The sequence below is a fragment of the Candidatus Poriferisodalis sp. genome (genome assembly GCF_965208925.1).
Classification (GTDB): domain Bacteria; phylum Actinomycetota; class Acidimicrobiia; order Acidimicrobiales; family Poriferisodalaceae; genus Poriferisodalis.
In genome coordinates, this window is the sequence record NZ_OZ242364.1 from 2,022,297 (window position 1) to 2,045,404 (window position 23,108).

At 64.4% G+C, this 23,108-nt stretch carries 25 protein-coding genes; 13 read left to right on the top strand and 12 right to left on the bottom strand.

Annotated elements, in window-relative coordinates; genetic code table 11:
• Nucleotides 1–1,119 precede the first annotated feature (1,119 nt).
• The 9 genes from ACOGI5_RS08945 to ACOGI5_RS08985 all read left to right on the top strand — a co-directional run bounded on the left by ACOGI5_RS08945 (nucleotide 1,120) and on the right by ACOGI5_RS08985 (nucleotide 11,457).
• The gene (locus ACOGI5_RS08945) at nucleotides 1,120–1,650 is read left to right on the top strand and encodes a hypothetical protein (RefSeq protein ID WP_419864076.1); all 531 of its coding nucleotides are present in this window, start codon (nucleotides 1,120–1,122) and stop codon (nucleotides 1,648–1,650) included.
• A gap of 11 nt (nucleotides 1,651–1,661) precedes the next feature.
• A complete protein-coding gene (locus tag ACOGI5_RS08950) occupies nucleotides 1,662–3,710 on the top strand; it encodes a hypothetical protein (RefSeq protein ID WP_419864077.1) in 2,049 nt (682 codons plus the stop codon).
• Nucleotides 3,711–3,946: 236 nt separating this feature from the next.
• Nucleotides 3,947–4,501 (top strand): hypothetical protein, encoded by a 555-nt coding sequence (locus ACOGI5_RS08955; protein WP_419864078.1) that lies wholly within the window; start codon nucleotides 3,947–3,949, stop codon nucleotides 4,499–4,501.
• Nucleotides 4,498–5,466, top strand: a complete 969-nt coding sequence (locus ACOGI5_RS08960) for a hypothetical protein (protein WP_419864079.1) — start codon at nucleotides 4,498–4,500, stop codon at nucleotides 5,464–5,466. Before ACOGI5_RS08955 ends, ACOGI5_RS08960 begins: the two co-directional genes overlap by 4 nt.
• A 90-nt stretch (nucleotides 5,467–5,556) precedes the next feature.
• The gene (locus ACOGI5_RS08965) at nucleotides 5,557–7,821 is read left to right on the top strand and encodes a DUF262 domain-containing protein (protein WP_419864080.1); all 2,265 of its coding nucleotides are present in this window, start codon (nucleotides 5,557–5,559) and stop codon (nucleotides 7,819–7,821) included.
• 242 nt (nucleotides 7,822–8,063) lie between these two features.
• On the top strand, nucleotides 8,064–8,423 hold the full coding sequence (locus tag ACOGI5_RS08970) for a clan AA aspartic protease (protein ID WP_419864081.1): 360 nt from the start codon (nucleotides 8,064–8,066) through the stop codon (nucleotides 8,421–8,423).
• A gap of 96 nt (nucleotides 8,424–8,519) precedes the next feature.
• Nucleotides 8,520–9,161, top strand: a complete 642-nt coding sequence (locus ACOGI5_RS08975; protein ID WP_419864082.1) for a nitroreductase family protein — start codon at nucleotides 8,520–8,522, stop codon at nucleotides 9,159–9,161.
• A gap of 83 nt (nucleotides 9,162–9,244) precedes the next feature.
• Nucleotides 9,245–10,555 (top strand): hypothetical protein, encoded by a 1,311-nt coding sequence (locus ACOGI5_RS08980; RefSeq protein ID WP_419864083.1) that lies wholly within the window; start codon nucleotides 9,245–9,247, stop codon nucleotides 10,553–10,555.
• A 95-nt stretch (nucleotides 10,556–10,650) separates the two neighbouring features.
• The gene (locus tag ACOGI5_RS08985) at nucleotides 10,651–11,457 is read left to right on the top strand and encodes a 2-keto-4-pentenoate hydratase (protein ID WP_419864084.1); all 807 of its coding nucleotides are present in this window, start codon (nucleotides 10,651–10,653) and stop codon (nucleotides 11,455–11,457) included.
• Between the two features lie 83 nt (nucleotides 11,458–11,540).
• On the opposite strand, the gene ACOGI5_RS08990 is transcribed toward ACOGI5_RS08985, so the two are convergent.
• Genes ACOGI5_RS08990 through ACOGI5_RS09000 form a run of 3 tightly spaced genes read right to left on the bottom strand, consistent with a single transcriptional unit; the run spans nucleotide 11,541 to nucleotide 13,223 of the window.
• Nucleotides 11,541–11,927, bottom strand: a complete 387-nt coding sequence (locus ACOGI5_RS08990) for a RidA family protein (protein ID WP_419864085.1) — start codon at nucleotides 11,925–11,927, stop codon at nucleotides 11,541–11,543.
• A 54-nt stretch (nucleotides 11,928–11,981) separates the two neighbouring features.
• A complete protein-coding gene (locus tag ACOGI5_RS08995) occupies nucleotides 11,982–12,269 on the bottom strand; it encodes a DUF1330 domain-containing protein (RefSeq protein ID WP_419864086.1) in 288 nt (95 codons plus the stop codon).
• Nucleotides 12,270–12,299: 30 nt separating this feature from the next.
• Nucleotides 12,300–13,223 (bottom strand): TauD/TfdA dioxygenase family protein, encoded by a 924-nt coding sequence (locus ACOGI5_RS09000; RefSeq protein ID WP_419864087.1) that lies wholly within the window; start codon nucleotides 13,221–13,223, stop codon nucleotides 12,300–12,302.
• 79 nt (nucleotides 13,224–13,302) lie between these two features.
• Here ACOGI5_RS09000 and ACOGI5_RS09005 point away from each other — a divergent pair, with 79 nt between their 5' ends.
• Together ACOGI5_RS09005 and ACOGI5_RS09010 are read left to right on the top strand one after the other, a co-directional pair.
• On the top strand, nucleotides 13,303–14,553 hold the full coding sequence (locus ACOGI5_RS09005) for a mandelate racemase/muconate lactonizing enzyme family protein (RefSeq protein WP_419864088.1): 1,251 nt from the start codon (nucleotides 13,303–13,305) through the stop codon (nucleotides 14,551–14,553).
• Nucleotides 14,546–16,093, top strand: coding sequence for an MFS transporter (locus ACOGI5_RS09010; protein ID WP_419864089.1), 1,548 nt, complete (start codon nucleotides 14,546–14,548; stop codon nucleotides 16,091–16,093). The genes ACOGI5_RS09005 and ACOGI5_RS09010 overlap by 8 nt, the downstream gene beginning before the upstream one ends.
• Before the next feature lie 37 nt (nucleotides 16,094–16,130).
• On the opposite strand, the gene ACOGI5_RS09015 is transcribed toward ACOGI5_RS09010, so the two are convergent.
• From ACOGI5_RS09015 to ACOGI5_RS09035, 5 genes are all read right to left on the bottom strand, one after another.
• On the bottom strand, nucleotides 16,131–16,553 hold the full coding sequence (locus ACOGI5_RS09015) for a DUF3237 domain-containing protein (protein ID WP_419864090.1): 423 nt from the start codon (nucleotides 16,551–16,553) through the stop codon (nucleotides 16,131–16,133).
• 73 nt (nucleotides 16,554–16,626) lie between these two features.
• A complete protein-coding gene (locus ACOGI5_RS09020; RefSeq protein ID WP_419864091.1) occupies nucleotides 16,627–17,415 on the bottom strand; it encodes a maleylpyruvate isomerase family mycothiol-dependent enzyme in 789 nt (262 codons plus the stop codon).
• Nucleotides 17,416–17,471: 56 nt separating this feature from the next.
• On the bottom strand, nucleotides 17,472–18,383 hold the full coding sequence (locus tag ACOGI5_RS09025) for an LLM class F420-dependent oxidoreductase (protein ID WP_419864092.1): 912 nt from the start codon (nucleotides 18,381–18,383) through the stop codon (nucleotides 17,472–17,474).
• Nucleotides 18,384–18,402: 19 nt separating this feature from the next.
• Nucleotides 18,403–18,846: a MaoC/PaaZ C-terminal domain-containing protein gene (locus ACOGI5_RS09030; protein WP_419864093.1), complete on the bottom strand. Its 444-nt coding sequence runs from the start codon at nucleotides 18,844–18,846 to the stop codon at nucleotides 18,403–18,405.
• 10 nt (nucleotides 18,847–18,856) lie between these two features.
• Complete coding sequence (locus tag ACOGI5_RS09035; protein ID WP_419864094.1) at nucleotides 18,857–19,348, bottom strand: FAS1-like dehydratase domain-containing protein; 492 nt, start codon at nucleotides 19,346–19,348, stop codon at nucleotides 18,857–18,859.
• Nucleotides 19,349–19,457: 109 nt separating this feature from the next.
• Between ACOGI5_RS09035 and msrA the strand changes: the two genes are divergently transcribed.
• A complete protein-coding gene (gene msrA, locus ACOGI5_RS09040) occupies nucleotides 19,458–20,111 on the top strand; it encodes a peptide-methionine (S)-S-oxide reductase MsrA (protein WP_419864095.1) in 654 nt (217 codons plus the stop codon).
• Between the two features lie 57 nt (nucleotides 20,112–20,168).
• Here msrA and ACOGI5_RS09045 read toward each other — a convergent pair whose 3' ends face one another.
• Complete coding sequence (locus ACOGI5_RS09045) at nucleotides 20,169–21,188, bottom strand: LLM class F420-dependent oxidoreductase (RefSeq protein WP_419864096.1); 1,020 nt, start codon at nucleotides 21,186–21,188, stop codon at nucleotides 20,169–20,171.
• A 188-nt stretch (nucleotides 21,189–21,376) separates the two neighbouring features.
• On the opposite strand from ACOGI5_RS09045, the gene ACOGI5_RS09050 reads away from it, so the two are divergent.
• A complete protein-coding gene (locus tag ACOGI5_RS09050; RefSeq protein ID WP_419864097.1) occupies nucleotides 21,377–21,601 on the top strand; it encodes a hypothetical protein in 225 nt (74 codons plus the stop codon).
• Nucleotides 21,602–21,633: 32 nt separating this feature from the next.
• Here ACOGI5_RS09050 and ACOGI5_RS09055 read toward each other — a convergent pair whose 3' ends face one another.
• The 3 genes from ACOGI5_RS09055 to ACOGI5_RS09065 are packed head-to-tail and all read right to left on the bottom strand — an operon-like array spanning nucleotide 21,634 to nucleotide 23,107.
• Nucleotides 21,634–22,218 (bottom strand): phosphatase PAP2 family protein, encoded by a 585-nt coding sequence (locus ACOGI5_RS09055; protein ID WP_419864098.1) that lies wholly within the window; start codon nucleotides 22,216–22,218, stop codon nucleotides 21,634–21,636.
• Complete coding sequence (locus ACOGI5_RS09060; RefSeq protein WP_419864099.1) at nucleotides 22,218–22,700, bottom strand: LysM peptidoglycan-binding domain-containing protein; 483 nt, start codon at nucleotides 22,698–22,700, stop codon at nucleotides 22,218–22,220. Before ACOGI5_RS09060 ends, ACOGI5_RS09055 begins: the two co-directional genes overlap by 1 nt.
• 47 nt (nucleotides 22,701–22,747) lie before the next feature.
• Nucleotides 22,748–23,107, bottom strand: coding sequence for a LysM peptidoglycan-binding domain-containing protein (locus ACOGI5_RS09065; protein WP_419864100.1), 360 nt, complete (start codon nucleotides 23,105–23,107; stop codon nucleotides 22,748–22,750).
• Nucleotide 23,108: the final 1 nt, after the last annotated feature.

Consider the following 23,108-nt stretch of genomic DNA (forward strand, 5'->3'; position numbering starts at 1 on the left):
ATCGACGCAGGACGACAGGGACGCCACGAACCTCCGCATGATTGGTCGGGCTACGAGTAGCGCTAGCTCGCTGACATCTCTTGGCGAGTGGCGACGATCGCGAGTCAAGGGTGCGCGGAGTGCGCTATCCCGAACTGATCGACAATCCCCGCTGCGGGTGCCGACGGCAATTCGCGAGCCCGCAATCGGCGCAGCCGAAGAGACAAGGTGCCATCCTTGTGACACCCCGCTGTCATCGTCATTGGCGTAGCGGCGAACGCTGTTCCGGCCTCGCCGGGCAGCATGGACGAGGAGCGACAAATGACCTCGGTGGCACTCACCGCAGTACACGTACCGATTCCAGGGAAAACGTTGCTTGGCGCGCTTCGGTACCGCGATCCTTCGCACGCACTACTCCCACACGTTGTGAGTTTCTCGGGCGGACGCTCGTCCGCCGCCTTGGCGTTCATGGCAGCTGAGGAAGGCTTGCTGCGGCCTGATCGGCGTGACGTCGTGCTCTTCGCAAACACCTCGGCAGAGCATCCAGGTACCTATGAGTTCGCGGCGGAGTGCACTTCGAGGCTTGAACATGAGTTCGGCCTACCGTGCTTCTGGTTCGAATTCTGCACTGTCGAAGATGCCTGGCGTGGTGACTACCACCGCAAGGCCTCGTACCGACTCGTCAAACCGGTACCCCTCGAAGACGACCCTGACGGGTATCGCTCGCGCGGTGAGCTCTTTGAAGAGATGGTGTCGTTGCAGGGCATGTTGCCGAACCCGCACTCTCGGACCTGCACAGCGAAGCTGAAGTTGTACCCATCTCATGAGTTGCTCGGAGAGTGGCTGGGCGGTACTGCTGGTCCGGGACATGCTGGCCACCATTGGTCGGACCACCGATGCGAATCACCCGGGTGTGAAACGTTGCCCGACGTTGCCCGCACTAACGCCAGTTCGGGATTGGTCGATCCTGAGAGGGTCGCGCAGCGCTACGTGCGCAACGGTGGCACGGCATCACTTGAGTCAGTTCGTCGACGCGCCGCGTATCTTGCCACTCACGCGCCCTCCCGGCCTCATCAGCGTTGGGAAGACTTCACCTCGGTCCCAGTTCCCATTCCGCCGGACGGGGCGAAGCCGGCGCCGATGCGAGGGCCAGGTGCAGCCCAGCATGTGCGGCTGCTGGGTCTACGCGCCGACGAGCCGGGTCGTGTCGCCCGGGTGCTGTCGAGGACGCTCTATGCCGAAGGTGCCACTTCCGCGGCCTGCACCGTCAAGACACAACCGCCCGGTGAGCGGCCGTACTTCCCGCTGCACGACAGCGGATTTGAAGCAGACGACATCGCTGCCTTTTGGGCGCAGCGCGACTTTGACTTGGACATTCCGTTGGGTGCCGGGAATTGCGTCTTCTGCTTCATGAAGGGGACACGACAACTGGCTGAGCTGGCGACGGCTGGGGACTCGCGGCGACTCCTCGACACGCCAACGGATGTTGACTGGTGGGCAGACTTTGAGCGGCGCCACGCACGAGTTATCCCTCGCCGCGGAGGTGGCGGTACGTCGCGGTTCGGATTCTTCGGCGTCAACAAGACGTCCTTCCAAGCAGTGGCGCTCGGCCGTCCGCCGGAGGATGATCGCTACGCCAACGGCACGCCAGCGTGCGATTGCACCGACTAAGGGATCGCACTATGGAACAAGAGCGCGCTGACCTGTATTTCGGGCGCACCCATGCGCCATGTGGTTTCACCAGTGGAGTTGTCGCACAGTTTGACGGCTCCGCTGAGCCAGTGGTGCGCGAGTTGTTGCAGAACAGCCTTGATGCTGCGCATCAGGCTGGTCGCGCAGCACAGGTGCGATTTCGCATCACCGATGTTCCCCGGCGCATGATCCCGGGCTGGGAGGCGTACGAGCACGCCTTCGAGAGGGCTCTCGAAGCCCGCTACCAGTGGCACGGAGGCTCACCTTCGCACGACGAGAAGATGGTCATCGAGCGGATTGAGAGCGCTCGCAGCGAAGTGGAGATCCCCCTGCTGTTGTGCGTGGACAACGGCGTAGGCCTTGACGGGCACCGTATGGACGCGTTGCTCACGCCAGGCAACACCAGCAAGGGCGAGCAAGGTGCCGGTTCATTTGGTCTCGGACATCACGCGGCGTTCGGCGCGTCGAACTTGCGGTATGTGCTCTATGCAGCCAAGTATCGAGGCGATTCCGACGAACGCTTGAGGACGATTTCATCGGGCCACACCATTCTCGCCAGCCATCGAGACTCGGACGAATCCGGTCACGAACTAGCGGCCGACGGGTACTGGTTTCGTCTCGGCCAAGGTGAAATGGCATTCGACGGTAGCCACACCAGCTACCCGCGGAATCCGCCAGATCTGCTCGCTCAGCACCTGGATGAGGTGGTTGACACCGGCACTGTGGTGTGCATCGTTGGCTTCAACGATTTCTATAGAGATGACGACGACCCCACCGCTGCCGAGTCGATCTGTCGTGTTGCTGCGGCCAACTTCTCCGATGCCGTTCACGCGGGTCGGCTCCACGTAATCGTGGAGGATGAGCAGCTGGGGTCCGTAGCTGAGGTGACAGCAGAGACGCTCGGCGCGATCTTGGGTCCGACGGCAGGCCAGCGTCGAGCGCCGAAGCAAGGACAGATCAACGGCTCGCGCGCTCATGCTGCATGGCAAACGGTCGATGCCGGATCTCGCATCAACGTGGCGGACGGCACCTTGGTGCGCTGGCGATCGATTGAGGACGAAGAGCGCTCGTCAACCCAAGTTCACGTGTTCCGCAAAGGCATGTGGATTACCTCGAACGCACCCGGTCTCAATGCCTCGGACTTTTCCAACGTATACGCATTTGATGCTGTGCTCTCATTGGACACTGGTCCGCTAGAGGATCTCGTGCGTAGCGCCGAGGGCCCTGAGCATCGGGGCATCGATCGACGCCGTTTGAGCAACGCCGAGAAGGCGAAGCTACGTGAGCTTGTGTCAGGGGTTGCGGACAGGCTTCGCCAAGCAGTGGGCAAGCGTCGCGATCTGACCGAGTTCACGCCCCCTGGGTTTGCAACCATCGAAGGACACCAAGTCAGAGCAGCTGAAACAGTCAAGCGCCCGCGGCTCCCTGCGGGAGGTGGGAGCGGCGAGAGCGACGTTTCGCGGGGTGAGAAGAAGACTGGAGGCAGTAAGGCGTCACCGAGGCGCGCTGGACAGCCCCAGCGGGGGACGACCCCGCGCTACCGGTCGTCTCTAAGGGATGGCGGCCAAGCCGATGTCCTCGAAGCCCTGATTGCGTACGACGAGGAAGTCACCGTAGGCAGCACCATTGGAGTTCGAATTCGGGTCGCCTCGGGATCCGATGGAACATGCGACAATCCGCTGCCAGACAGTTGGCTCCGGCTCCGGCGGATCGTCGACGAGTCAGGAAACAGCTCGAGGGCTTCGAGTAGTGCAGGTGACTTCGAGCTGACATTGCCGGCTGTCTCGGGGGAGAGGCTGCTAACGATTCGTTTGGCGGACGCGGCCTCACAGCCTGGACTGCTAGAAGTCGACATCGTAAAGCGAATACCGCCCAAAGAACGGCCTCAAGCGGATGGCGAGGCCGATCCCGGTGATTCCGACGGCACGGCCTCTACGGCTGACGGGCTGGTCGCAGATGCGAGTGGTTTGGCTCATCCGGTCGCGTCACAAGCCGATTCTGTGGTCACGCACACCTCTACGACAGGCACAAGTCGGTGACGGGGGCGCCGTTACCCGTCTTGGCCGCTGACGGCTCTCGCCTCGACTGGATCAGCGCGAGGTACGCCACGAAGATCACGCTTCGGGATGGCCAGGCTGACGTTGAGCATGTCCTGAAGGACGCGCCGATTCTTGAGGCTCTGATTGAGGCAGGTGAGGCGGAGTGGGTCACGGAGTTCAGGTGTCCGCGAACGTTGCTGAGTCGTCAGACTCGGGCCCACTTGCCTCAGCAGAGGATGACGTGGACTCAGGACGAGGCTGTTGGCGATACGTTCCTCGTGACCGGTTTGGTAGCGGCGCGCGAGTTGCGTCTGGATTCCACCGGCCTCAATCCTTTCGCATGGCCTGCGGCGGGTACGTTGACCGTTCCCGCAGGATGGTGGCTGGCCCGCGGAGAGGCCTACCGAGTGACGCCGCTCGTGGCCTCACTCGTGAAGTTCCGGCGCGATAACGAGGGCCGTCTCGAGCCTGGCCAGATGTCGGTTTCAGAAGACAGCGACGGGTCCACGCCGTGCTTTGTCGTGCGGCTGGCTGCCGACGTATACGACCACCGTTACCGTGACCGTGATGTCTGGATCGCTGGGCTAATCGCAGCCTGCGCACGGCTGCCGGGCAGCACGATGGGTCCTGAACAAGAAAACTGGGATCACCCAATGGCGCAAGAATTGCGCGAGCGCCTTACAGACGCAGACATTGAGACGTGGGACAACCCGGAGAGTTTCGACCCAGCACGAATGGCAACACTGCTGGAGCGCCTCCACGTTGATCTTGATGAGGATGACGAAGAATGAGTGCGGCGGATCTGGCGAGAATCATCGATCTTGGCCGCTTCGAGGATTGGCAGCGGCAATTGATCTATGAGCCAAAGCTGTATCGCAACCAAGGCAGCGACGAGGCACAACAGGCTCAGCAGCGCGTAGCGCAAGAACAGAAGACTCTCGCGGAGGCGGTTGAAGCCGGGCCCTCGGCCGCATTCGCCTACCTGCTCGGGAGACTCGGCGTCAGCGAGGCGGACATTGGCGCGGATGCGATCCCTGTGCTTCCGAAGCCACTCACGGTCGCGGAAATGCGCAGCTTGCCAGCTTTCGCAGAAGGGCAGATTGCCATTCGGCTCCACCAGAGCATCGTCCCGGCTCAGGCCGCCGATCCGGCCTTTTGGACCTTGTGCCACGCCTTCTGGATGCGATCTTTTCTGTTCGGCAGTGATCTTGGAGCAGTCTTCTTCGACGGACCTAAGGCCGATAACGGCGAAGCACGCACGCGCAACTTTCTGCGACGCGTGGGCGGCCTGCGTCGTGTGCGCGGAAACGTATCGCCACTCACGGATTGTCCGATTGCGATGGCATGGTGGCGTTGGCGGGTGGCACTAGAGGTGAGCGAGGAAACCGCACGCCACGGCGACCAACTCACGACGGCTGAAGCGCACGAAGCACTTCGGCAGCCGACCGTGTGGGAGAACTTGGCTCTATGGTCCATCAGACGAGTAACATCTCTGTCTGCACCGCCCGCACGCGCAGCAGTTGTCGCTGTTCTAGCACGCCAAGAACAGGTTCCAAGTGGGTCGAAGGCAACTCACCAGATACAAAGCATGATGCGAGAAGTGGCGCGTGTCGGACATACCCATAGCTACTTCGATGTCCCGTGGCCGCGACTCTTGGCCGCTGCCGAACAAGGCATCGACGACTCTATGCGGCCCGGGGCTGTGGCTTCCAATGGTGAGCTTGACGGAAACTCTCATGCAAGTCCGAGACAATAGACTTAGACATTCGCTTCACGCGCATACAAATCAGGCCTCGACAAATTACTGCAACAAAGCTTCTCGAACGCTAATCCTAGGAGACGCACCGTGACGATCAAGAAACTTTCGGACGTATTCGAGGCCTACCCCAAAAGCACTGCTGATTTCATGCGTGAGCGCGGCCAGTGCTTCTATATCCCAGCCTATCAACGTCCGTTTTCGTGGGGACGTGAGAATATTGAGCGTTTGGTGGATGACATTGTACATGGTCTCGATCAACTGCTGCAGCGCAACGATGCAACTGCATTCATTGGCACGCTAATCACCATCCACGATACCGACTACACGACCATCGATCCGCTCGTCAGGGCACAGGTCCCTAGCAAAGTGATGACCGTGATTGATGGTCAGCAACGGCTGACCACGTTGCTATTGCTTAACATGGTCTTGCACGATGAGTTAACGAATCGTCACTTGAGATTCGATAAGCCCAATGATGATGCGTCAAAGTGGCTTTTTCAGCAGTGCCTCCAGACACTATCTGAGCTCCGAGATACTCTTGAAGAGGATATGAGCCACGGCGATGGCGACTATCGATGGTATCCACGCATGACGCGCGCTTATCTGGATAAGTGGTCTCGACTCGACAATGAAGCCCAGTACGAATCAGACATTGCAGATTTGCTGCATCAATATGGTAGGCACTGTCGCTCCGATAGCTCGGGAACATTCCGACCCACAGGCGAGCGACCGCTGGGACGGAGCTACGAGCTTGTACGCCGTACTATTCGTCGGGCGATTGCTTTAGGAACACATTCAGACATTGATTTCCCCGAGGTGGCGCTATTCGGAGATGCTGGCTACCTCGCCCTTACCTTGTTTAACGATGAGCTACCGCCGGCGGTTGTTGATGCGCTGAATGATTCAGCGAACGGCAGGTATGCAGAATTATTCAGGTTGCTCGGCTTCGCCCGATTTGCATTGCATCGAGTCGCAGTTACCGTCGTCACTACGCGATCGGAAGACTACGCATTCGACATGTTCGAGTCGCTAAACACGACTGGAGAACCACTTACGGCATTTGAGACATTCCGACCGCGTGTAATACGTGAAGAAGGACATTCCGAATACCAGGGGTCGCCCGCACATGGTCATCTGTCGAAGGTTGAGACCTATCTTGAGCAGTTTGAGAACGCACAGAATCGACTCTCTGCTACGAGCAATCTCCTCATCCCATTTGCGCTCGCGGAGTCCGGCTACAAACTGTCAAAGCGACTGAGCGACCAACGGCGTTACCTTAGAAGTACATACGACAACAGCGGAACCGAAGAACGTGATGTCTTCCTACAGAACATGTCGCACACTGCACAACTACTCGAAGGAGCCTGGGACAAGAGTACATGGAGTCCATCTGGCCCATCGCTTATCGGCCTTGAGCCGTTGGATACGGAAGAGAAGCTGTGTTTCGATGTGTTGCAGTCGACAAATCACCGCATTGCGATCGGTGTATTGACGAGATTCTACTCTGCTCAACGCCATGATCAAGATGTCAACATCGGGACGGTTTTGCGAGCAGTGACGGCATTTCTGGCCATTTGGAGAGGGGCAAAGGGCGGAACCTCGGGTATCGACGCCGCACACCGAGACCTACTTGCAAAAGGTAGGCCGGAGACCGGCATTCCAGCCCTGGCACGATTGATTGCCGACGAGGACGCCTTGGATGTCGAGACTCTGTGTTCGTACTTCCGTCTTGCGCTACGGGACGAGGGTTTAGACTCACGTGACGCTTGGGTCGCGGCCGCTTCGAATGTCGCAATCTACCATCACAACAAGGACCTCGCCCGTCTGCTGTTGCTAGCAGCTACACACGATACGACGGTTGATCCTACTCAACCGGGTTTGATCAAGCGTGCTCGGCCAGGCGTGCTGCCGCTACTGAATTACGAGAAGTGGATGGATAGTGGAAGCGTCACTGTAGAACATGTCGCCCCCCAGAATCCAGGTGATGGCTCAACTTGGTCTACCTCGATCTATAGAGATACTGGAATGAAGGACTGTCTTGGCAATCTCTTGTTGCTGCCAACACGGGCCAATTCGCTGATTTCGAACAGGCCCTGGCAAGAGAAGCGTATGATGTACCGGATACTGGCAGCGAGGAATAGAGAAGAAATTGAGACTGCACGACAGGAGATGAAGGACGCTGGACTCGATATCGCCATGGAGGTATTGGTGGATAACGATTACTTGCCGATAGTTGCTGGCGTTGCAGCGTATAACGAAGAATGGAATGCGGACATTATCTCTCAGCGCTCAGCCTTGCTTTGCGGACTGGCCTGGGATCGTTTGTCGCCATGGCTCAATATTGCGCCATAGGCTGTACCAGAACCGCTGACGCACGCCTCGGAGGCAAAGTTACATTCACGCGCGTTCTAGCCTGTTGGTATAGCTTGCCGAGTGATCTGGCACGACTGGTAAGCGGCGTGGCCTGCGTTAATCTGACTGCCGCTCACCTCCGACTACGAGCGGAACGGTGAGTTGAACTCGCCGAACGCACTCTCGTCAGAAATCGAAGTACCAGGCAGTGGCGGCAGCCTGATTGTGAAGGCGGAGACATCATGGGATTCACCTTCACCAACGTCACGGTCCGCAGCCCTGCTGAGCCCGAGCGCTCCTGGGAGGGGCGCTTCCTAGTGGACACCGGGTCGACCGACACGCTGGTGCCGCGAGACCGTCTGGAGGAGTTGGGCTTGCGGCCCTACGGGAGCGATTCCTACGAGTTGGCCGACGGCAGCAGCCAGACCGCCGACTTCACCGGGGCGCGGCTCGAGTTCATGGACTCAGACGCCTTCGTCAGGGTGGTATACGGACCGCCGGGCTGCGAGCCGCTGCTGGGCGTGCTGGCACTTGAGTCGGCCAGGTTCGAGGTGGATCCGGTCAGCCAAGAGATCAGACGCGCCAAACGCCTTCGTCTCTGAGCGATCCTGCTCGCGTCTGGTGGGTACTGTGGCGCCGTCGTCGGCGTGGATCGGCGTCGGGCCGGCAACGGCGCAATCCAAGAAAACGAGGAAGTCATGGAACTTGGCGAAGCAGCACTGACGTCGATGACGACGAGGTACTTCACGACCGATCCGGTGTCGGACGAGACGCTGGAGCAGGCGTTCGACTACGCACGGCACGCGCCGCAAGGCGGCAACCGCCAGCCCGTGCGGTTCATCGTGGTCCGCGACGAGGCCAAGAAGCGGCAGCTGCAGGAGTGGTACCTGGAGCCGTGGAAGGCCTACCTGGGCATGGCCCGGTCGGGCGACATCGAGATCGTCGGCGAGAAGGCCAACCGCCTGCTCGACAGCGCTGACCACTTCGCCGAGCACTTCGCCGAAGTGCCGGTGATCGTGGTGGCCTGCGGCTACATCGACGGCGTCCATCCCACCGACACCGAGCTGGGGCGCCTCAGCGTCGTGGGCGGCGGCTCGATCTACCCCGCCGTGCAGAACTTCCTGCTCGGCTGCCGCGAGGCCGGCCTGGGCACTGCGCTCACCACGCTGCTGTGCATGTACGAACCGCAGGTCGCCGAGATGCTGGACATTCCCGAAGGCGTGGCCACCGCGGCTCACATCGCCGTCGGTTACCGGGCGACGCCGTTCCCGCGCAAGCTGGACCGCCTGCCGCTGTCGGAGATCGTCTTCGACGAGACCTGGGGCAACTCGACCTACTAGCCAGCTCGGGAGCGCTCCCGGCTGCGTCGGAGCGAGACCGACGATGACTGAAGCCCAGCCGGGCCCTGACTCAGAGTCGCGCAATGACTGAGTCCGAGGACCGCGTGGCTGCGGATCCGCCGGTCACTCACGCTGGCCTGAGGGTCGAGACTGAGGCGTTGCAGTCAGCGGGCCTCGCCGCAGACGAGGCGCTGCTGGTTGCTGCGCGGCGGCTGGCCGGGAGCGACCCCGAGGTGAGGGCCTTCGCTCGGGAGCGCTTTGCCGGACTGTGGGACGAACCCGAGCCTGCGCCGACGGAGACGGACGAGCGGGGCTCCGAGCGGCGCGGCTTCTGGGTCATGGCGGCGTTCGCGGTGACAGCAGCGATTGCGGTGCGACTGCCTGAGGCCTTCGGATTCAGTCTGACCGACTCCGACGACGCCAGCTTCTATGCGCGCAACTTCAGCTTGCTCGTGTTGCCGGCGCTGGCGGGCTGGTTCGTGTGGCTGAAGCAGCCGCCGTACTGGGTGATTGCCGTCATCGGCGCTGTCGTCGCTGCTTCGGCGGCGGTCGTCAACGCGTATCCGTTCGACGACGACAGCTCCACGTTCGTGCTCGCCGTGCTGCACCTGCCGGTGCTGCTGTGGCTGGTCACCGGCCTGGCCCGAACCGGAGAACGTTGGAGGCTGCCAAGCCCGCGCATGGACTATGTGCGTTTCACGGGCGAGTGGTTTGTGTATGGCGTGCTGATAGCGCTGGCGGGCGCGGTATTCAGCGCCCTGACCGTCGGCGCCTTCGTGGCCCTCGACATCGACACGAGATGGATGACCGAGTGGGTGATGGTCGCCGGGTCGGCCGGTGCCGTTGTTGTCACCGCCTGGCTCGTCGAGTTCTGGGCTGGTGCCGTCTCGAGATTCGCCTCACTGCTGGCGTACATCTTCACCCCGCTGTTCGCGGCGATGCTGGTGGTGTTCCTCATGGCAGTGCCGGCGACCGGCCGCAGCATCGAAGCCGATCGAGAGGCGCTCATCCTGTTCAACGTGCTGCTGGGCTTCGTTGTGGGCCTGCTGCTGTTCTGCAGCGCCGCGCGACGCCCGAGCGATCGGCCGGGGTTCTTCGATGGCGCAGCTGCTGTGCTCGCCGCTGCGGGACTGCTCACCAGTGTCCTGACGCTGGTGGCTGTCATCGGCCGCATCGCCGACTTCGGGTGGAGCCCGAACCGGACGGCGATCATGGGCATCAACGTCATCTTTCTGGTGAACTTGGCCGGGAGCGTGTGGCTCTATCTGGAGCTGTGGCGCCACCGACGCCCCTTCGGCGACATCGTGCGCTGGCAGACCGCTCACTTCGGCATCTACGCCGCCTGGGCTGCGTTCGTCGTCGTGGCCTTCCCGCCGATCTTCGGATTCGCGTGACCCGAGCCGACGGATGGGCAGGGCGACGAAAGCTCTAGCGTTCTCGGCTGACTGGCGATGAGGCGCGCTGGAGCACCGGAGACGGGGAGCACGACATGGCGATGACCGACGAGCAGCGGCGTGAAGCGGCCGCGGCGCTGCTGCACGCCGAGAACACCCGCGAGTGGATCGACCCGATCACCGACACCTACCCGGGCGCCGACAACGAAGACGCCTACGCCATCGGCCAGTACGTGACCGACGCCAAGGTGGCGGCTGGCCGCGTCATCAAGGGCTACAAGGTCGGCCTCACGTCCAAGGCCATGCGTTCGACATCGGGCGCCACCGAGCCCGACTACGGCACGCTGTTCGACAACTGGTTCCTCGACGAGGGCTCCATCGTGCCCGCCTCGATCCTGAACGTCCCGCTGGTGGAGATCGAGATCGTCTTCGTGCTCAAGTCCGATCTGGGCGGGCCCGACATCAACGCCATCGACGTGATGCGGGCAACCGACTTCATACTGCCCGCCGTTGAGGTGGTGGACCGGCGCTACAACCGGCGCAGCACCCAGGCCGGCGTTGCCGACAGCATCGCCGACGCCGCCTCATGCGGGTTCATCATCGTGGGCGGCCGGCCCACCAAGCTCACCGATGTCGACATCCGCCACATCGGCGGTGCGCTGTACCTGAACGGCGATCTCGAAGAGTCCGGCACCGCCGCCGCCGTGATGGGCAACCCGCTCAACTCGGTGGCTTGGCTGGCCCGAAAGCTCCACGAGTTCGGCGTCACGATGTCGGCCGGTCACACGATCCTGTCGGGCTCGTTCATCCGCGCCCGCACCATCCGCCCGGGCGACGCCGTCGTCGCCGACTTCGGCCCCCTTGGGCAGATCAGCTTCGGGGTCGGAAACCCCGAAGAGTGATACAGCGGGGTCGGCTTGCCCGACGCCGAAGAGTGATACAGCGGGGTCGGACTGCCTGAGGTCGACGACTGAAGTTCGGCGGCTCAGTCTTCGACGTAGGCCTCGAAGGTGCAGGAGATCTGCACCGGCCCGCCGCCTTCCACCTTCATGTTGTGACGAGCGGGCCGCGACTCGGGATCGGGGAAGCGCTCCATCCACGGCCCGTTGAGTGCCGGGCGTGACGCGGCCGGATCGGTGACATAGAACGTCATCTTGGCCATGTCGTCCCAGGTGGCGCCAGCCCCTTCGAGCATCTGGCCGACATGGGTGAACAGGTTGTCGATCTGTTCCTCCAGGCTGTCGGGGACGTCGCGGCCGCCGGGATTGGTCGGCGGCGTGATGCTGCTCGTGATGAACGGCCCGATCCGCGTCGCAGCCGGAATCGGGTTCGCGTGCTGGAAGCTCTCGATCTCAATCGACTTGCGCGCCATGTTGCCTGCTCCTGTGTGCTCAGTACCGGACCGTAGACGCATGCGGCGGCCGGGCTAGACGCCCTCGACGACCACCATCTGGAATTCGGCAGCACCAGCCCTGACGTCGCGGGCGTGACGGTACTTCTCGGAGTCGTAGAAGTTCTTCGCCGATTCCGTGTCGGGGAACTCCAGCACGACGAGGCGCCGGTTCTCCTCAGGACCTTCAAGGGTCACCGAATCACCGCCGCGCACGATGAACTTCCCGCCGCTCTCGGCGACAGCCGCCGGCGACAGCGCCTTGTACTTCTCGTACTGGTCCGGATCGGTGACGTTGACCCGCGTGATGACATATGCAGCCACGTTGCTCCTTTCGGCCCAGCAGCGGTTTGGCTACGAGACCGAGTTCATGATGGCGTCGCGGCCGTGCTTGAAGCCCGCCGTCTCTGCGGTGTGGTTCAGCGCCAGTTCCGACTCGATCTCGCCGGCGATGCGCGAATGCCACATCTTGCGGGGCTGGGACATGTCGAACGGCACGCCCTGGTGCATGAGTCGGCGGTTGTCCCAGATCACGGCTTCGCCGGCGGTCCATGCGTGCTGGTAGGTGCGCGGCGGCTGGCAGGCCTCCTGATTGAGCCGGTCCAACAGCGCCACAGACTCATCTGGGTCCATGCCGATGATGTCGTGCGCATGCCGACCGATCAGCAGATTGGGCCGACCGGTGTCGGGGTGGTACTTCACCATCGGCCGGACCGAGATGTCCATGTCGTGGTAGCCGTACATGCCGTAGGTGCCGTCGTCCTTCTTCTTCGGCAGCAGCCCCGCCCGGCCCTGGCTGTAGTAAAGCGAGTGGTGCGCCTCCAGCGTGTGCACGAGCTCGCGGTCTTCGTCGGACAGCACGTCGTACGCCGCGCGCATGTCCGCCCAGCCGGTGTCGGCGCCGTCTTCGGGCACCAGCTCGGCGGTGAACACCGCGCCCTTGGCTTGCAGCGGCATGTAGGTGCTGTCGTGGTGCCAGCCCCAGTTGCCCTGCAGCGACTTCACGAGGTCGTCGCTGGGCTCGTAGTGGACCTTGCCGTCCTTGCCGACGTTCGAGATGGGTGCCGCGTTGAACTCCAGATTGCCGAAGCGCAGGGCGAACGCGTCCTGCTCGTCGTTGGTCAGGAACTGATCAGAGAAGATCAGCAGCGCGTACTCCAGCCACGTCTCGTGCAGGGCCTCAAAGGTGGCGTCGTCGATGGAGCGGAGCTCGATGTCGTGCACCCACGCCCCGAACGTGGCATCGAGCGGTTCGATGTTCAGCGTGACAGCCGTCATAGCCGGATCGTACCACCGGCCCCGAATTAGCTTCAGGGGCCGGTGAGTGGCTCGGCACACCTGAACCGGGAGGGCAGCAATGAGTGACGCGGCGAGGCGCAGTGGCTCTTCGGATAGCGGAACGGTGGTGGAGCGCGTCGAGACACTGTCGTGCGACGCGGCGTGGCGCAACTACTACTTCTTGAAGATCACTACCGCTGATGGCGTGGTCGGCTGGGCCGAGTACGACGAGGGGTTCGCCTCGCCCGGCCTCACCACGGCCATCGAGGCCCTGGCGCCGCTGGTGATCGGGCGCTCGGTCTTCGACCACGAGCCCACGTACCAGCACCTGTTCGCCCGTACCCGTCAAGCCGCGAGCGGCATTATCGGCGAGGCCATCGGCGCTGTCGAGAACGCGCTGCTCGATGCCAAGGCGCGCACGCTCGGCGTGCCCTGCTACGACCTGCTCGGCGGCAAGGTGCGTGACCGCATCCGTGTGTACTGGTCGCACTGCGGCACCTGGCGCATCAACCTCGGGCACATCTACGGCAACCGCATCACCGATCTCGATGGTGTGCGTGCGCTCGGCGCCGAGGTTGCCGAGAAGGGCTTCACCGCCCTCAAGACCAACATCTTCCGCCAGACCTCCGATGGCCTGCGCGGCTGGCTGCCGGGCTTCGGCACACCGTTCGCTCCCGAGCTCAACGTGTCCCGCCAGCTCATCGACGAGATCCGGGCGACCCTGCAGGCATTCCGGGACGGCGCCGGCGACAGCATGGACCTGCTGCTTGATCTGAACTTCAACGCCCGCACCGAGGGCTACGCCCGCATCGTGCGCGAGCTGGCCGACTTCGGCATGTTCTGGATCGAGATCGACTCGGACCATCCCGCTGCCATGGCGCACATCCGCTCCAAGGCCGGCTGCACGATCAGCGGGGGAGAGTCGCTGTTCGGCGTGCGCGAGCTGTACCCGTACCTGCAGGCCGGTTCACTTGATGTACCCATCATCGACGGCATCTGGAACGGCTTCTGGCAGTCGTCCAAGATGGCCGCGATGGCCGACGGCATGGGTCACAGCGTCGCGCCCCACAACTTCTACGGTCACCTCGCCACGATGATGAATGCCCACTGGGCAGCGGCGACGCCGAACATCATCATCATGGAGACCGACATCGACCGGATCGCTTGGGACGACGAGATCGTCACGATCGCACCGAACTACGTCGACGGCCACCTGGTGCTGGGCGATGCACCCGGGTGGGGGACCGAGCCCATCGAAGAAGCCCTCGCTGCACATCCGACTCGGCTCAGCGGCCTGCGCGATCGTCGTCCCCCGGCGGGCGATGACTGACCTCCCTTCAGCGTCGAACCCCACACCGCAGGTCGTCCAGCTCCGGCTCGCCGACGGTGCATCGCGCCTGGCATCGAGCGCGGCCGGCGCAGCACCGCCGCGCATCGATCGCGCCACGCCACACCAAGCCGAGCCGCTCCCGATCGAGCGGCGGTCCGCCGGCGATGCCGAGCTGCCTCGCCGCCGGGCCGGCCTCGCACTGGCGACGGGATCGCTGGCGTTCGTGCTCGGCACCGTCAACGTCACGGTCACCAACGTGGCGTTCCCCGACATCGTCCGCTCCTTCCCCGGGGTCTCCGATGCCATCACTGGCTGGATCGTCAGCGGATATGCGCTCGCGTTCGCCTCGACGATCATCGTCGGGGGACGGCTGGCCGACCGTTACGGCCGCCTGCTGGTCTTCCGTGCAGGCGTGCTCGGGCTGGTGGTCTCGTCGATCATTGCGGGGTTCGCACCCGACGTCGGCATCCTGCTCGCTGCCCGCGCCATCCAAGGCCTGTGCGGAGCGCTGACCGTTCCCTCGTCGCTGGCCCTCGTCCTGCCGCAGTTCCCCGCAGGCCGTCAAGCCAGCGTCATCGGTATCTGGGCAGCGGCGGGCATGGTCGCCTCCGGCATCGCGCCGGGATTGGCGGCGGTCATCTTGGAGATCTCAAGCTGGAGGGGCGTCTATCTGGCGATCGTCCCCATCGCGGCCCTTGCGTTCTTGGGCTCGCTGAGATTCCTGTACGAGACGGCCAAACGGGACCTGAGCACACCCTTGGATCTGCTCGGCGTGTTCATGGGCACCGCAGCGGTGTTCCTGATCGTGCTGGGAACACTGCAGGGCCGTCATTGGGGTTGGTCGTCCACCTGGACACTGGCGTGCTTCGGTGGGGGAGCGATCCTGCTGCCGCTCTTCTTGCTGCGATCGGCCCGGCACCCTGAGCCGCTGTTCGATCCGCGCCTGTTCCGGATTCGGAGTTTCGCCGTCGCCAACGTCGCCGTTGCGTTGTCGATGATCGGCGCCTTCACCAGCTGGTTCCTGTGGCCGCTCTTTCTCACCAGCGTCTGGGGCTACAGCCTGCTGGGGGTCGGCTTGGCGTTTACGCCGGCGCCGGTCGTCTCGGGTGCGGTGGCGATCCTGAGCGGGCGCTGGGCCGACAAGCACGGCTTCCGGGGACTGATGACCCTGGCATCAGTGTTCGCCACAGGCGGGATGCTCTGGCTGCTGTTCTTCCTGGATGCCAGCGTGCGCTACTGGGTCGCGATGTTCCCCTCGACGATGCTGTTCGGGCTCGGCTTGGGCGTGCTGGCCAGCCACCTCAACTCGGCGGCGCTCGCCGACATTCCGACCGCTTCGATCGCGACCGCCAACGGCGTCCACCAGTCATTGCGCTATGGGCTGGCGGCCGTCGGCGTGGCCGCGGCGATCGCCGTGCTCGGCGGCACCCACGACGTGCATCTCTACAACTGGATGTGGCTGCTGCTCGGGATCTTGCAGGCGCTGTGCATCCCGCTGATGTGGTTCGGCTACCCGCGCGGCCCCTCAGCCGCGAGATGAGCCGGCCCGCCGCACCGCCTGCGACAGCACGACGCGCCTACAGCAGCTCGTAGACCTCGTAGGCGAGCTTGCCGTCGTCAATCGAGCCGATGCCGATGGCCTGGATCTTGTTGAGCCAGTTGTATGGGCCTTCCATCGACGTCTGGAAGGTGGGCGCGGAACGCGGCGAACCGTCCGGGTAGATCTTCCCCTGGTACTCCATCAGGATGTCGACATCGTCGTTTGTGCGGATCGAGATGCGCACGTCGAGATGCATGGTGCCGTCGGCGGACCGGTAGAGCCAGTCGCCTGACGGGCCCAGGATGGTGCCGTTGATGCGTTCGCCGGTGACGGTGCCGCTGTCGACCGAGGCGACCATCCGGGTGCCGGCGGGTCCGCCGCGGATCCGGGTGGCATTCGACAGGTCGGCGTCGATGTCCATTCTGAACAGGTGCCGCACGGGCAGGGATGTGTCGGACATGAAGTGCTCCTTGGTTGTCTGATCGAAAGTTGTGGGATGCGGGGCCCGCGCCCCAAGCGGCAAGGATCGCCTGCTACATCGTGAAGCGCAGGTTGCGGGCGGCGTGAGCGCCGATCTTCGCGTCGCCCGACCACGTGACCAGGCCAGCGGCAATCGGCACTTCGGGGTCGATGCGCCCGCAGGTGAGATCCATGAACGCCATCGAGTCGCAGTGCAGCGTCACGTCGGGATGCTCGACGTGGTCGACCTCGCGGGCCCGGCCATCGACCTGCACATAGATGTCGCGCTCGACGGCACCGGTGACGTCGAAGCGCATCGTGGCGCCGTCGGGCAGGCCCACGCGCTTGCCCGCGATGTAACCGATGGACAGATGCACCTCGTTCAGCGCCATCTCTGCGGCCGGGCCACCATTGTCAGTCGGCATCCCCAGCGGGGTGCGGCAGTCGCGCTCGTGCATCCAGTGGTCGAATTCGCGGATGGCCATGAACCGTCCGTAGGTGCCGGGCCCCACCGGGGTCATCGAACCCCGCTCGAAGACCTCCTCGTCCAGCGCCTCGAGCTGCGCGGCACGACCGTCCCACACCTCGGCGGCCAACGCCGTCAGCTCCGGGCCACTCATGGCCGTGGCTGCGGAGACGTAGCCGGCGATATCGCCGAACGGGGGAGGTGTCTCCACCGATTCAGGCAGCCAGCCCGACAGGGCCTGTTCCACCGACACCTGGTGCACCAGCACGCCGTGGACCGTCCAGTCAGGGCAATGTGACTGCACGTCCCACTGGTCGCCCTCCAGCGAGCCGTAGAACTCCTTGCAGCTCGCCCAGCAGGCCTTGAGGTTGTCGATGATGAGTTGCGGCTGGCTCATGGTGCTTGTCCTGTTCTGTCCTGTGGTCTTTGTGTCAGCGGGTGATTCAGCAGGGCTCAACCCGTCTCGGCCCGGATGCGTTCGATGATCTCGCCCAGCCGGTCGATCATCGCCTCGACCGAGCGGGCGCCGGCTTGAAAGATGGCAGTCACGTTCACCGAGGCCCAGTCGAATCCCAGTGCCCTGACGACGGCGGCCCGCTCGCCGATGGCGTCCAAGTCCTTGTAGAAGCCCTTGTCGGCGTCGCTGCGAGGCGGCGGGGCCAGCATCAGCTGCATGCCGATGGAGTCGGGATCGCGGCCGAAGTCCTCCTCGGCTCGGCGGCGGATCTCCGTCATGCACTCGAGCGCCCGCTCGTCGCTGACGCCCGACGCCATCCAGCCGTCGCCCTTCTGGGCAGTGCGTCGCAGCGCGGCGCGGCTGTCGCCGCCGATCCACAGCGGGATAGCGGCACCTTGCGGCGAGACGGGCTCCATGCCCATGTCGTGGCTGTTGTAGTGCTCGCCCGAGAACTCGATGCGCCCGCCGGCCCAGTAGGTCCGCATGAGGTCGATGGCCTCGTCCATGCGCTTGCCGCGAGTACCGAAATCCTCTTCGAGCGCGTCGTACTCCGAGTCCTGCCAGCCCACGCCGATGCCAAGGCGCACCCGCCCATTCGACAGCGTGTCCAGCGTCGAGATCTGCTTCGCCACCAGCACCGGCTGGCGCTGCGGCAATACCAGCACCTCAGTCGACAGCGTCACCCGCTCGGTCACCGCCGCCACGTTCGCGAGCAGCATGAGCGCTTCGAGAATCGGCATGTTCGCGGGGTAGATGGTGAACCGGCCTTCGCCTGGGTGGCCCATCACCACATGGTCGAATGCGGCGATCTCGTCGTATCCCAGGTCCTCGATGGCCTTGGCTAGATCGAGCACACGCTGGGGACCTTCCCGGAACGCAATGGACGGGAAGTCGACGGCGATCTTCATGCGCGGTGGTCTCCTGGGGCTACGCGGTGGGCAGGCGGACCCTAGCTGTCGCCGGCATGAGCAGTCTTCCGTCGGAGGTGTGCTCGGCGATCTCCAATTCGACGATCCCAGTCTCGGGATCGACGGACGTCACCGTGCCCGAGAACACCAGCTCCTCGCCTGGCAGACCGCTGGCGCGGTTCTGCCACGTGACGCCCAGCAGCCGGGCGGCGGGGCCCGCCCAGTCAGTCACGAACTGTGTCAGCCATGCGCCCTGCAGCGGACCGTGCACGATGATGTCGTCATGTCCTTCGAACCGGGCGTACTCACGGTCGTAGTGGATCCGGTGCGGATTGTGGCTCGCCGCGCTGTACAGAAACAGCTGCGCCTCATCGGGGAACTTGTGCATGGTGGGCAGCTCCTGTCCGGCCTCGAGCGTTGCGAGGTCCGGGACTGCCGTGGCCGTGCCGCTAGCTGGGTTCATGGTGCTGGGCTCATCGTGCGATGCCGATCATGCGGGAACGGGCGACTTCGTCGCCGAATTGATTGACGAACGTGGTCTCGCGCACCTGTCGCACGAAGGGCCCCTTGCGGCCCTCCTTCTGGTCGACCGCGGCGAGCCGGACGGTGGCGGTGATCTCGTCACCGACGCAGACCGGCGCGAGAAAGTCCCATTCCTCGCCGCCGAACATCACCCGGTCGACCTGCAGGCGGATCCGGGTGCCCTCGCGGTACAGGCCGTCCGTGCGCAGGTCTGATGCAGTTCTCGGCTGCACAACCGCATGGGTGACGTAGGTGGGCGGCGCCACCAGCGTCCGGTACCCGGCCGCCTGGGCCGCGACCTCATCGAAGTAGATGGGGTTCTCATCGCCGACGGCATATGCGTAGCGCTGCGCCTCCCGACGGTCGATGACCACGGTGACCGGTCCCGACAGCACCTCGCCGACGCGCTCCAGCGTTTCGGCCGGAATCAGCGATTCGCTCATGTGCCTGACACTACGAGGCAGCGCCATCGAGTGCTGCGGGCAGCGGTCGTCCGCGCTGGGTGGTCGCCCGGTCGCCAGTAGCGTTTGTGGCAGAGCAGGAGGAAGAACCGTGGCGTTGTGGTCGCAGAAGCTGGAGCTGCCGAATGCCGACGCTGCGCTGCCCGGGCGCAGCCAGACGATGCCGGTGGCTCCGGCGCACGTCGTGCTCGGAACACCGATGACGCCGCCGTTTCCTCATGGCTTCAAGCACTTGGTGGTCGGCATGGGCTGCTTCTGGGGAGTGGAACGCATCTTCTGGCAGCTGCCCGGCGTGTACACCACGGCAGTGGGCTACGCGGGCGGCATCACGCCGAACCCCAGCTACGAAGAGGTCTGCTCGGGGATGACCGGGCACAACGAAGTCGCCCTGATCGTGTTCGATCCGTCGGTCACGAGCTTCGAAGCCCTGCTGAAGGCATTCTGGGAAGGACACGATCCCACCCAAGGCATGCGCCAAGGCAACGACATCGGGACGCAGTACCGGTCGGGCATCTATGTGTCCGACGAGGACGATTTGGCGATTGCCGAATCATCCAGGGACATGTTCCAGGCCGTGCTCGACGATGCCGGCTTGGGTTCCATCACCACCGAGATCTGCCTGGCCGGGCCCTTCTACTACGCCGAGGACTACCACCAGCAGTACCTGCACAAGATCCCGTGGGGCTACTGCGGCTTGGGCAGCACCGGCCAGTCATGTCCCGTGGGAGTTGCCGCCGCCGATTGACCTGTCCAGGCTGAGCCCAGCAACGAAGCCAGCGGCGTCTCGCTCGAGAGCGGGGGACTAAGCGAACGCGGCGGCAAAAGCCGCCATGGTCTCGTCTGTCACGGCGCGCCGGTCTTCGCCCCACGGCAGCGGCATCAGCACGGGGTGCTCTACCCCTGCATCGACATATTCCCGGGCAAAGGCGGCGATCTCTGCCGGGGTGCCGATGAAGTCGATCGCCTGGATCATCTCGTTCGAGATCGCAGCGAGGGCGCCGTCTCGATCTCGCTCGGACTGGCGGGCGCGGGCTTCGTCCACCTCGTCTCCGAAGCCCGCTGCCCGGAAGGCACTGGCGTAGCCGTCGGCCATCGCGTAGTTAAGCAGGTCCCGCTGCGCCGAGCGGGCCGAGCGCTCGAGCTCGCCGGCGGCGGCGTGGACGTAGCAGATGATCTGCGCGTCGCCGCCCTTGCGCACCTCGGCCACGACGCTCCCGACGTGCGAAGCGGGCAGGTAGTTGAGCAGGACACCGTCGGCCACCTCGCCTGCCAGACGCAGCATCTGGGGGTTGAGCGCTGCGAGCACGATCTGCGGGCGCCGCTCGCCCAGCCGCATGGCGAGTCGGAACCTGCGCACCTGCCAGAAGTCGCCTTCGAAGGTCACCTGTTCGCCGCTTAGGCACTCGCGCAGCAGCGCCACGTACTCGCGCATCATCGCGATGGGGCGATCAGGCGGCGGCTGACCGTGCTGGCGGAGGATGCCCGGCGCCGAGACGCCGAGTCCCACCAGCACGTCGGCATCGTCGTTGAGCGATTGCAGGGTGGCGGCCGTCATGGCCACCAGGGTGGGCGCGCGCAGCTGGACTGGAATGATGCCGGTTGCCAGATCGAGGCCGGGGGCAGCGTGGGCAACGGCGCCGAGCAACGAGAACGCATCGGTCCCTGTCGCCTCGACGGTCCAGATTGACGAGTAGCCCTGCGCCTTCGCGGAGCGGGCGATGTCGGTGACCGCTGCGGGCCCCAGCACTCCCAGGCTGCCGACGGTCACGCCATAGGGCCCTGTCCCCGTCGAGTTGGCACCGGCCGGTCCGTTCGCGTTCATGGCGGCGCACCGTACCTGCCGGTCGCGCGGTTCGCCGGTACGGCTGCAGGCGATTGTCGGCGGCTGTGTGAGTCTCGGAGAACTGACGGTGACTGGCGTCGGGTGCGAGATAGGGTGAGGCTCACAGCCAGCAACGCCGCCGGTACCAGTACATGAGTAGAGGCGTCGGGAGCCGGGAGGGAACAGAGATGACCGAGACAACGGAACCGACTCGGACAGATGAGCCCCGGATCATTTCCGACGCACTCGAGGTCATCGACAGTGCGCTGGGCGACTTCTTCAGCCGCGAGCTGGTCTCGTCGGTCGAGGTCACCGATGTGCTGCTCGACGTGCGGACACTGCTGCGCCGGGGCGACGAAGCAGCGGAGCTGCCCACGGCCACCAAGGCCGATCAGGACGTCGCCCGCGCCTGAGTCAGCGACGCTCCACCGCCCCTGCGGTCGGTTCAGCGCCGCATCAGCCGGGCCGCCAGACGTCCTATTGCCTCGCCGACGGCGGCGCCTGCGATGACATCGCTCGCGTGATGCAGGCGCACATGGATGCGTGAGACGGCCACGATGGCCGCTGCGAGCCGGTAGACGGGTCCCAGTCGCGACCCGCGCGACAGCACGACCGCGGCACAGAAGGCCGCCGAGGCGTGGCCGGAGGGAAAGCTGGACGTGATCGGCTGGCGGAGCCGGTGCTGGGTCGGGTTCTCCGCGGCCGTGCCGGGTCTGCGCCGCGCGAAGAGCCGCTTGACACCCTGATTCACGACCAGCGATTCGAGTGCCATGAGTGCGCTGAAGCGCAGTGCGTCGGCCGCTTCCCGGCGCGGTCCCAGTGCTCGTATCGCACCCATCACGTGCCAGATCTGGCTGAACTCGCCCACATCCGAGGCCCCGTACATCACCCGGTCCATCAGCTTGCGGCCTCGCAGGACTTCCCACCACCTGTCGACAGCACCGTCGAAACGGGCGATCTGCCGCGCTGCCGCCGACAGCGGGTCCTGCGCTTCGGCCGGTTCAGTGTCGGGCGATGACGATGCCGGCATCATCCGGATCCCTGGGGCCCGAGCGGCCCGTGAGCGGAGCGAACGAGAGCGGAAGGCAATGGCGCAGCAAGCGGCAGGTTCCGCCCCTTGCCACTGCTGCCGAGCGTGATCGGCGGCGCGGTCGTGGTGGGCAGCAGCGGCGGGAGGACGGGGTCGGTGGCGGGAGCGATGGTGAGCGCAGGTCCGGCATCGGGGTCGGGCGGCGGCGGGATCATGAGAATCTGGCCGACGAAGATCTTGGTGGGGTCGGCAATGTTGTTCACCCGCACCAGATCGTTCAGGTGAATGCCGTACCGGTCTGCGATCTGGATCAGCGTGTCGCCTCGCACCACCGTGTACGGGGTCAGCAGCGGCGGCTCGGTCGTGGTGGCCGGTGCCGCCGTGTGCGCAGGAGCCGTCGTGGCGGAGGCCTCGGTGCGAGACTCGCCCGGCAGCAGGGTGCATCCGAGCGCCATGCCGGAAGCCGCGACAGCGATCGCCACGGACATCACCCCCCGGCGCGGTGAGCAGGAGACGTCACGGGCCTTCGTCACTGCGAGCTGTTGGCGCCGACCACGGTCGGCGGGATGACGAGCTGTTCCCCGATGCGGAGCAGCGTGTCTTCCTTGCCGTTCTCTTCCATGAGCGCCCGGACGGAGACGCCGAATCCGTTGGCGATCTTGCTGAGGGTGTCTCCCGGCTGAACCACATAGATGCGACGCTGCGGCGGCGGCGCGGCGATGGTCGTGGTGGTGAGCTGCGGGCGCAGCGTGGTGAGCACGGGAAGGGTCGTCGGGATCGGCTCCGCCTCCGGCTCGGAGGCACAGGCGCCGCCAATTGCTGCCAGCGCTACAAGTGCTGCTGCGAGCTGGCCAGCGCGAGCGGCACCTGCCCCACGTGTTCGAGCCATG

What these genes read in the sequence shown, in the direction of transcription:
- ACOGI5_RS09050 (WP_419864097.1), top strand. Translation starts at nt 21,377, where the DNA reads ATGACCGAGACAACGGAACCGACTCGGACAGATGAGCCCCGGATCATT.
- ACOGI5_RS08990 (WP_419864085.1), bottom strand. Translation starts at nt 11,927, where the DNA reads ATGGCGCGCAAGTCGATTGAGATCGAGAGCTTCCAGCACGCGAACCCG.
- ACOGI5_RS08960 (WP_419864079.1), top strand. Translation starts at nt 4,498, where the DNA reads ATGAGTGCGGCGGATCTGGCGAGAATCATCGATCTTGGCCGCTTCGAG.
- ACOGI5_RS09015 (WP_419864090.1), bottom strand. Translation starts at nt 16,553, where the DNA reads ATGTCCGACACATCCCTGCCCGTGCGGCACCTGTTCAGAATGGACATC.
- ACOGI5_RS08985 (WP_419864084.1), top strand. Translation starts at nt 10,651, where the DNA reads ATGGCGATGACCGACGAGCAGCGGCGTGAAGCGGCCGCGGCGCTGCTG.
- ACOGI5_RS09055 (WP_419864098.1), bottom strand. Translation starts at nt 22,218, where the DNA reads ATGCCGGCATCGTCATCGCCCGACACTGAACCGGCCGAAGCGCAGGAC.
- ACOGI5_RS08980 (WP_419864083.1), top strand. Translation starts at nt 9,245, where the DNA reads ATGACTGAGTCCGAGGACCGCGTGGCTGCGGATCCGCCGGTCACTCAC.
- ACOGI5_RS09030 (WP_419864093.1), bottom strand. Translation starts at nt 18,846, where the DNA reads ATGAACCCAGCTAGCGGCACGGCCACGGCAGTCCCGGACCTCGCAACG.
- ACOGI5_RS09020 (WP_419864091.1), bottom strand. Translation starts at nt 17,415, where the DNA reads ATGAGCCAGCCGCAACTCATCATCGACAACCTCAAGGCCTGCTGGGCG.
- ACOGI5_RS09000 (WP_419864087.1), bottom strand. Translation starts at nt 13,223, where the DNA reads ATGACGGCTGTCACGCTGAACATCGAACCGCTCGATGCCACGTTCGGG.
- ACOGI5_RS08950 (WP_419864077.1), top strand. Translation starts at nt 1,662, where the DNA reads ATGGAACAAGAGCGCGCTGACCTGTATTTCGGGCGCACCCATGCGCCA.
- ACOGI5_RS09035 (WP_419864094.1), bottom strand. Translation starts at nt 19,348, where the DNA reads ATGAGCGAATCGCTGATTCCGGCCGAAACGCTGGAGCGCGTCGGCGAG.
- ACOGI5_RS09010 (WP_419864089.1), top strand. Translation starts at nt 14,546, where the DNA reads ATGACTGACCTCCCTTCAGCGTCGAACCCCACACCGCAGGTCGTCCAG.
- ACOGI5_RS08970 (WP_419864081.1), top strand. Translation starts at nt 8,064, where the DNA reads ATGGGATTCACCTTCACCAACGTCACGGTCCGCAGCCCTGCTGAGCCC.
- ACOGI5_RS08975 (WP_419864082.1), top strand. Translation starts at nt 8,520, where the DNA reads ATGGAACTTGGCGAAGCAGCACTGACGTCGATGACGACGAGGTACTTC.
- ACOGI5_RS09065 (WP_419864100.1), bottom strand. Translation starts at nt 23,107, where the DNA reads ATGGCTCGAACACGTGGGGCAGGTGCCGCTCGCGCTGGCCAGCTCGCA.
- ACOGI5_RS09005 (WP_419864088.1), top strand. Translation starts at nt 13,303, where the DNA reads ATGAGTGACGCGGCGAGGCGCAGTGGCTCTTCGGATAGCGGAACGGTG.
- ACOGI5_RS08945 (WP_419864076.1), top strand. Translation starts at nt 1,120, where the DNA reads ATGCGAGGGCCAGGTGCAGCCCAGCATGTGCGGCTGCTGGGTCTACGC.
- ACOGI5_RS09025 (WP_419864092.1), bottom strand. Translation starts at nt 18,383, where the DNA reads ATGAAGATCGCCGTCGACTTCCCGTCCATTGCGTTCCGGGAAGGTCCC.
- ACOGI5_RS09045 (WP_419864096.1), bottom strand. Translation starts at nt 21,188, where the DNA reads ATGAACGCGAACGGACCGGCCGGTGCCAACTCGACGGGGACAGGGCCC.
- ACOGI5_RS08955 (WP_419864078.1), top strand. Translation starts at nt 3,947, where the DNA reads ATGACGTGGACTCAGGACGAGGCTGTTGGCGATACGTTCCTCGTGACC.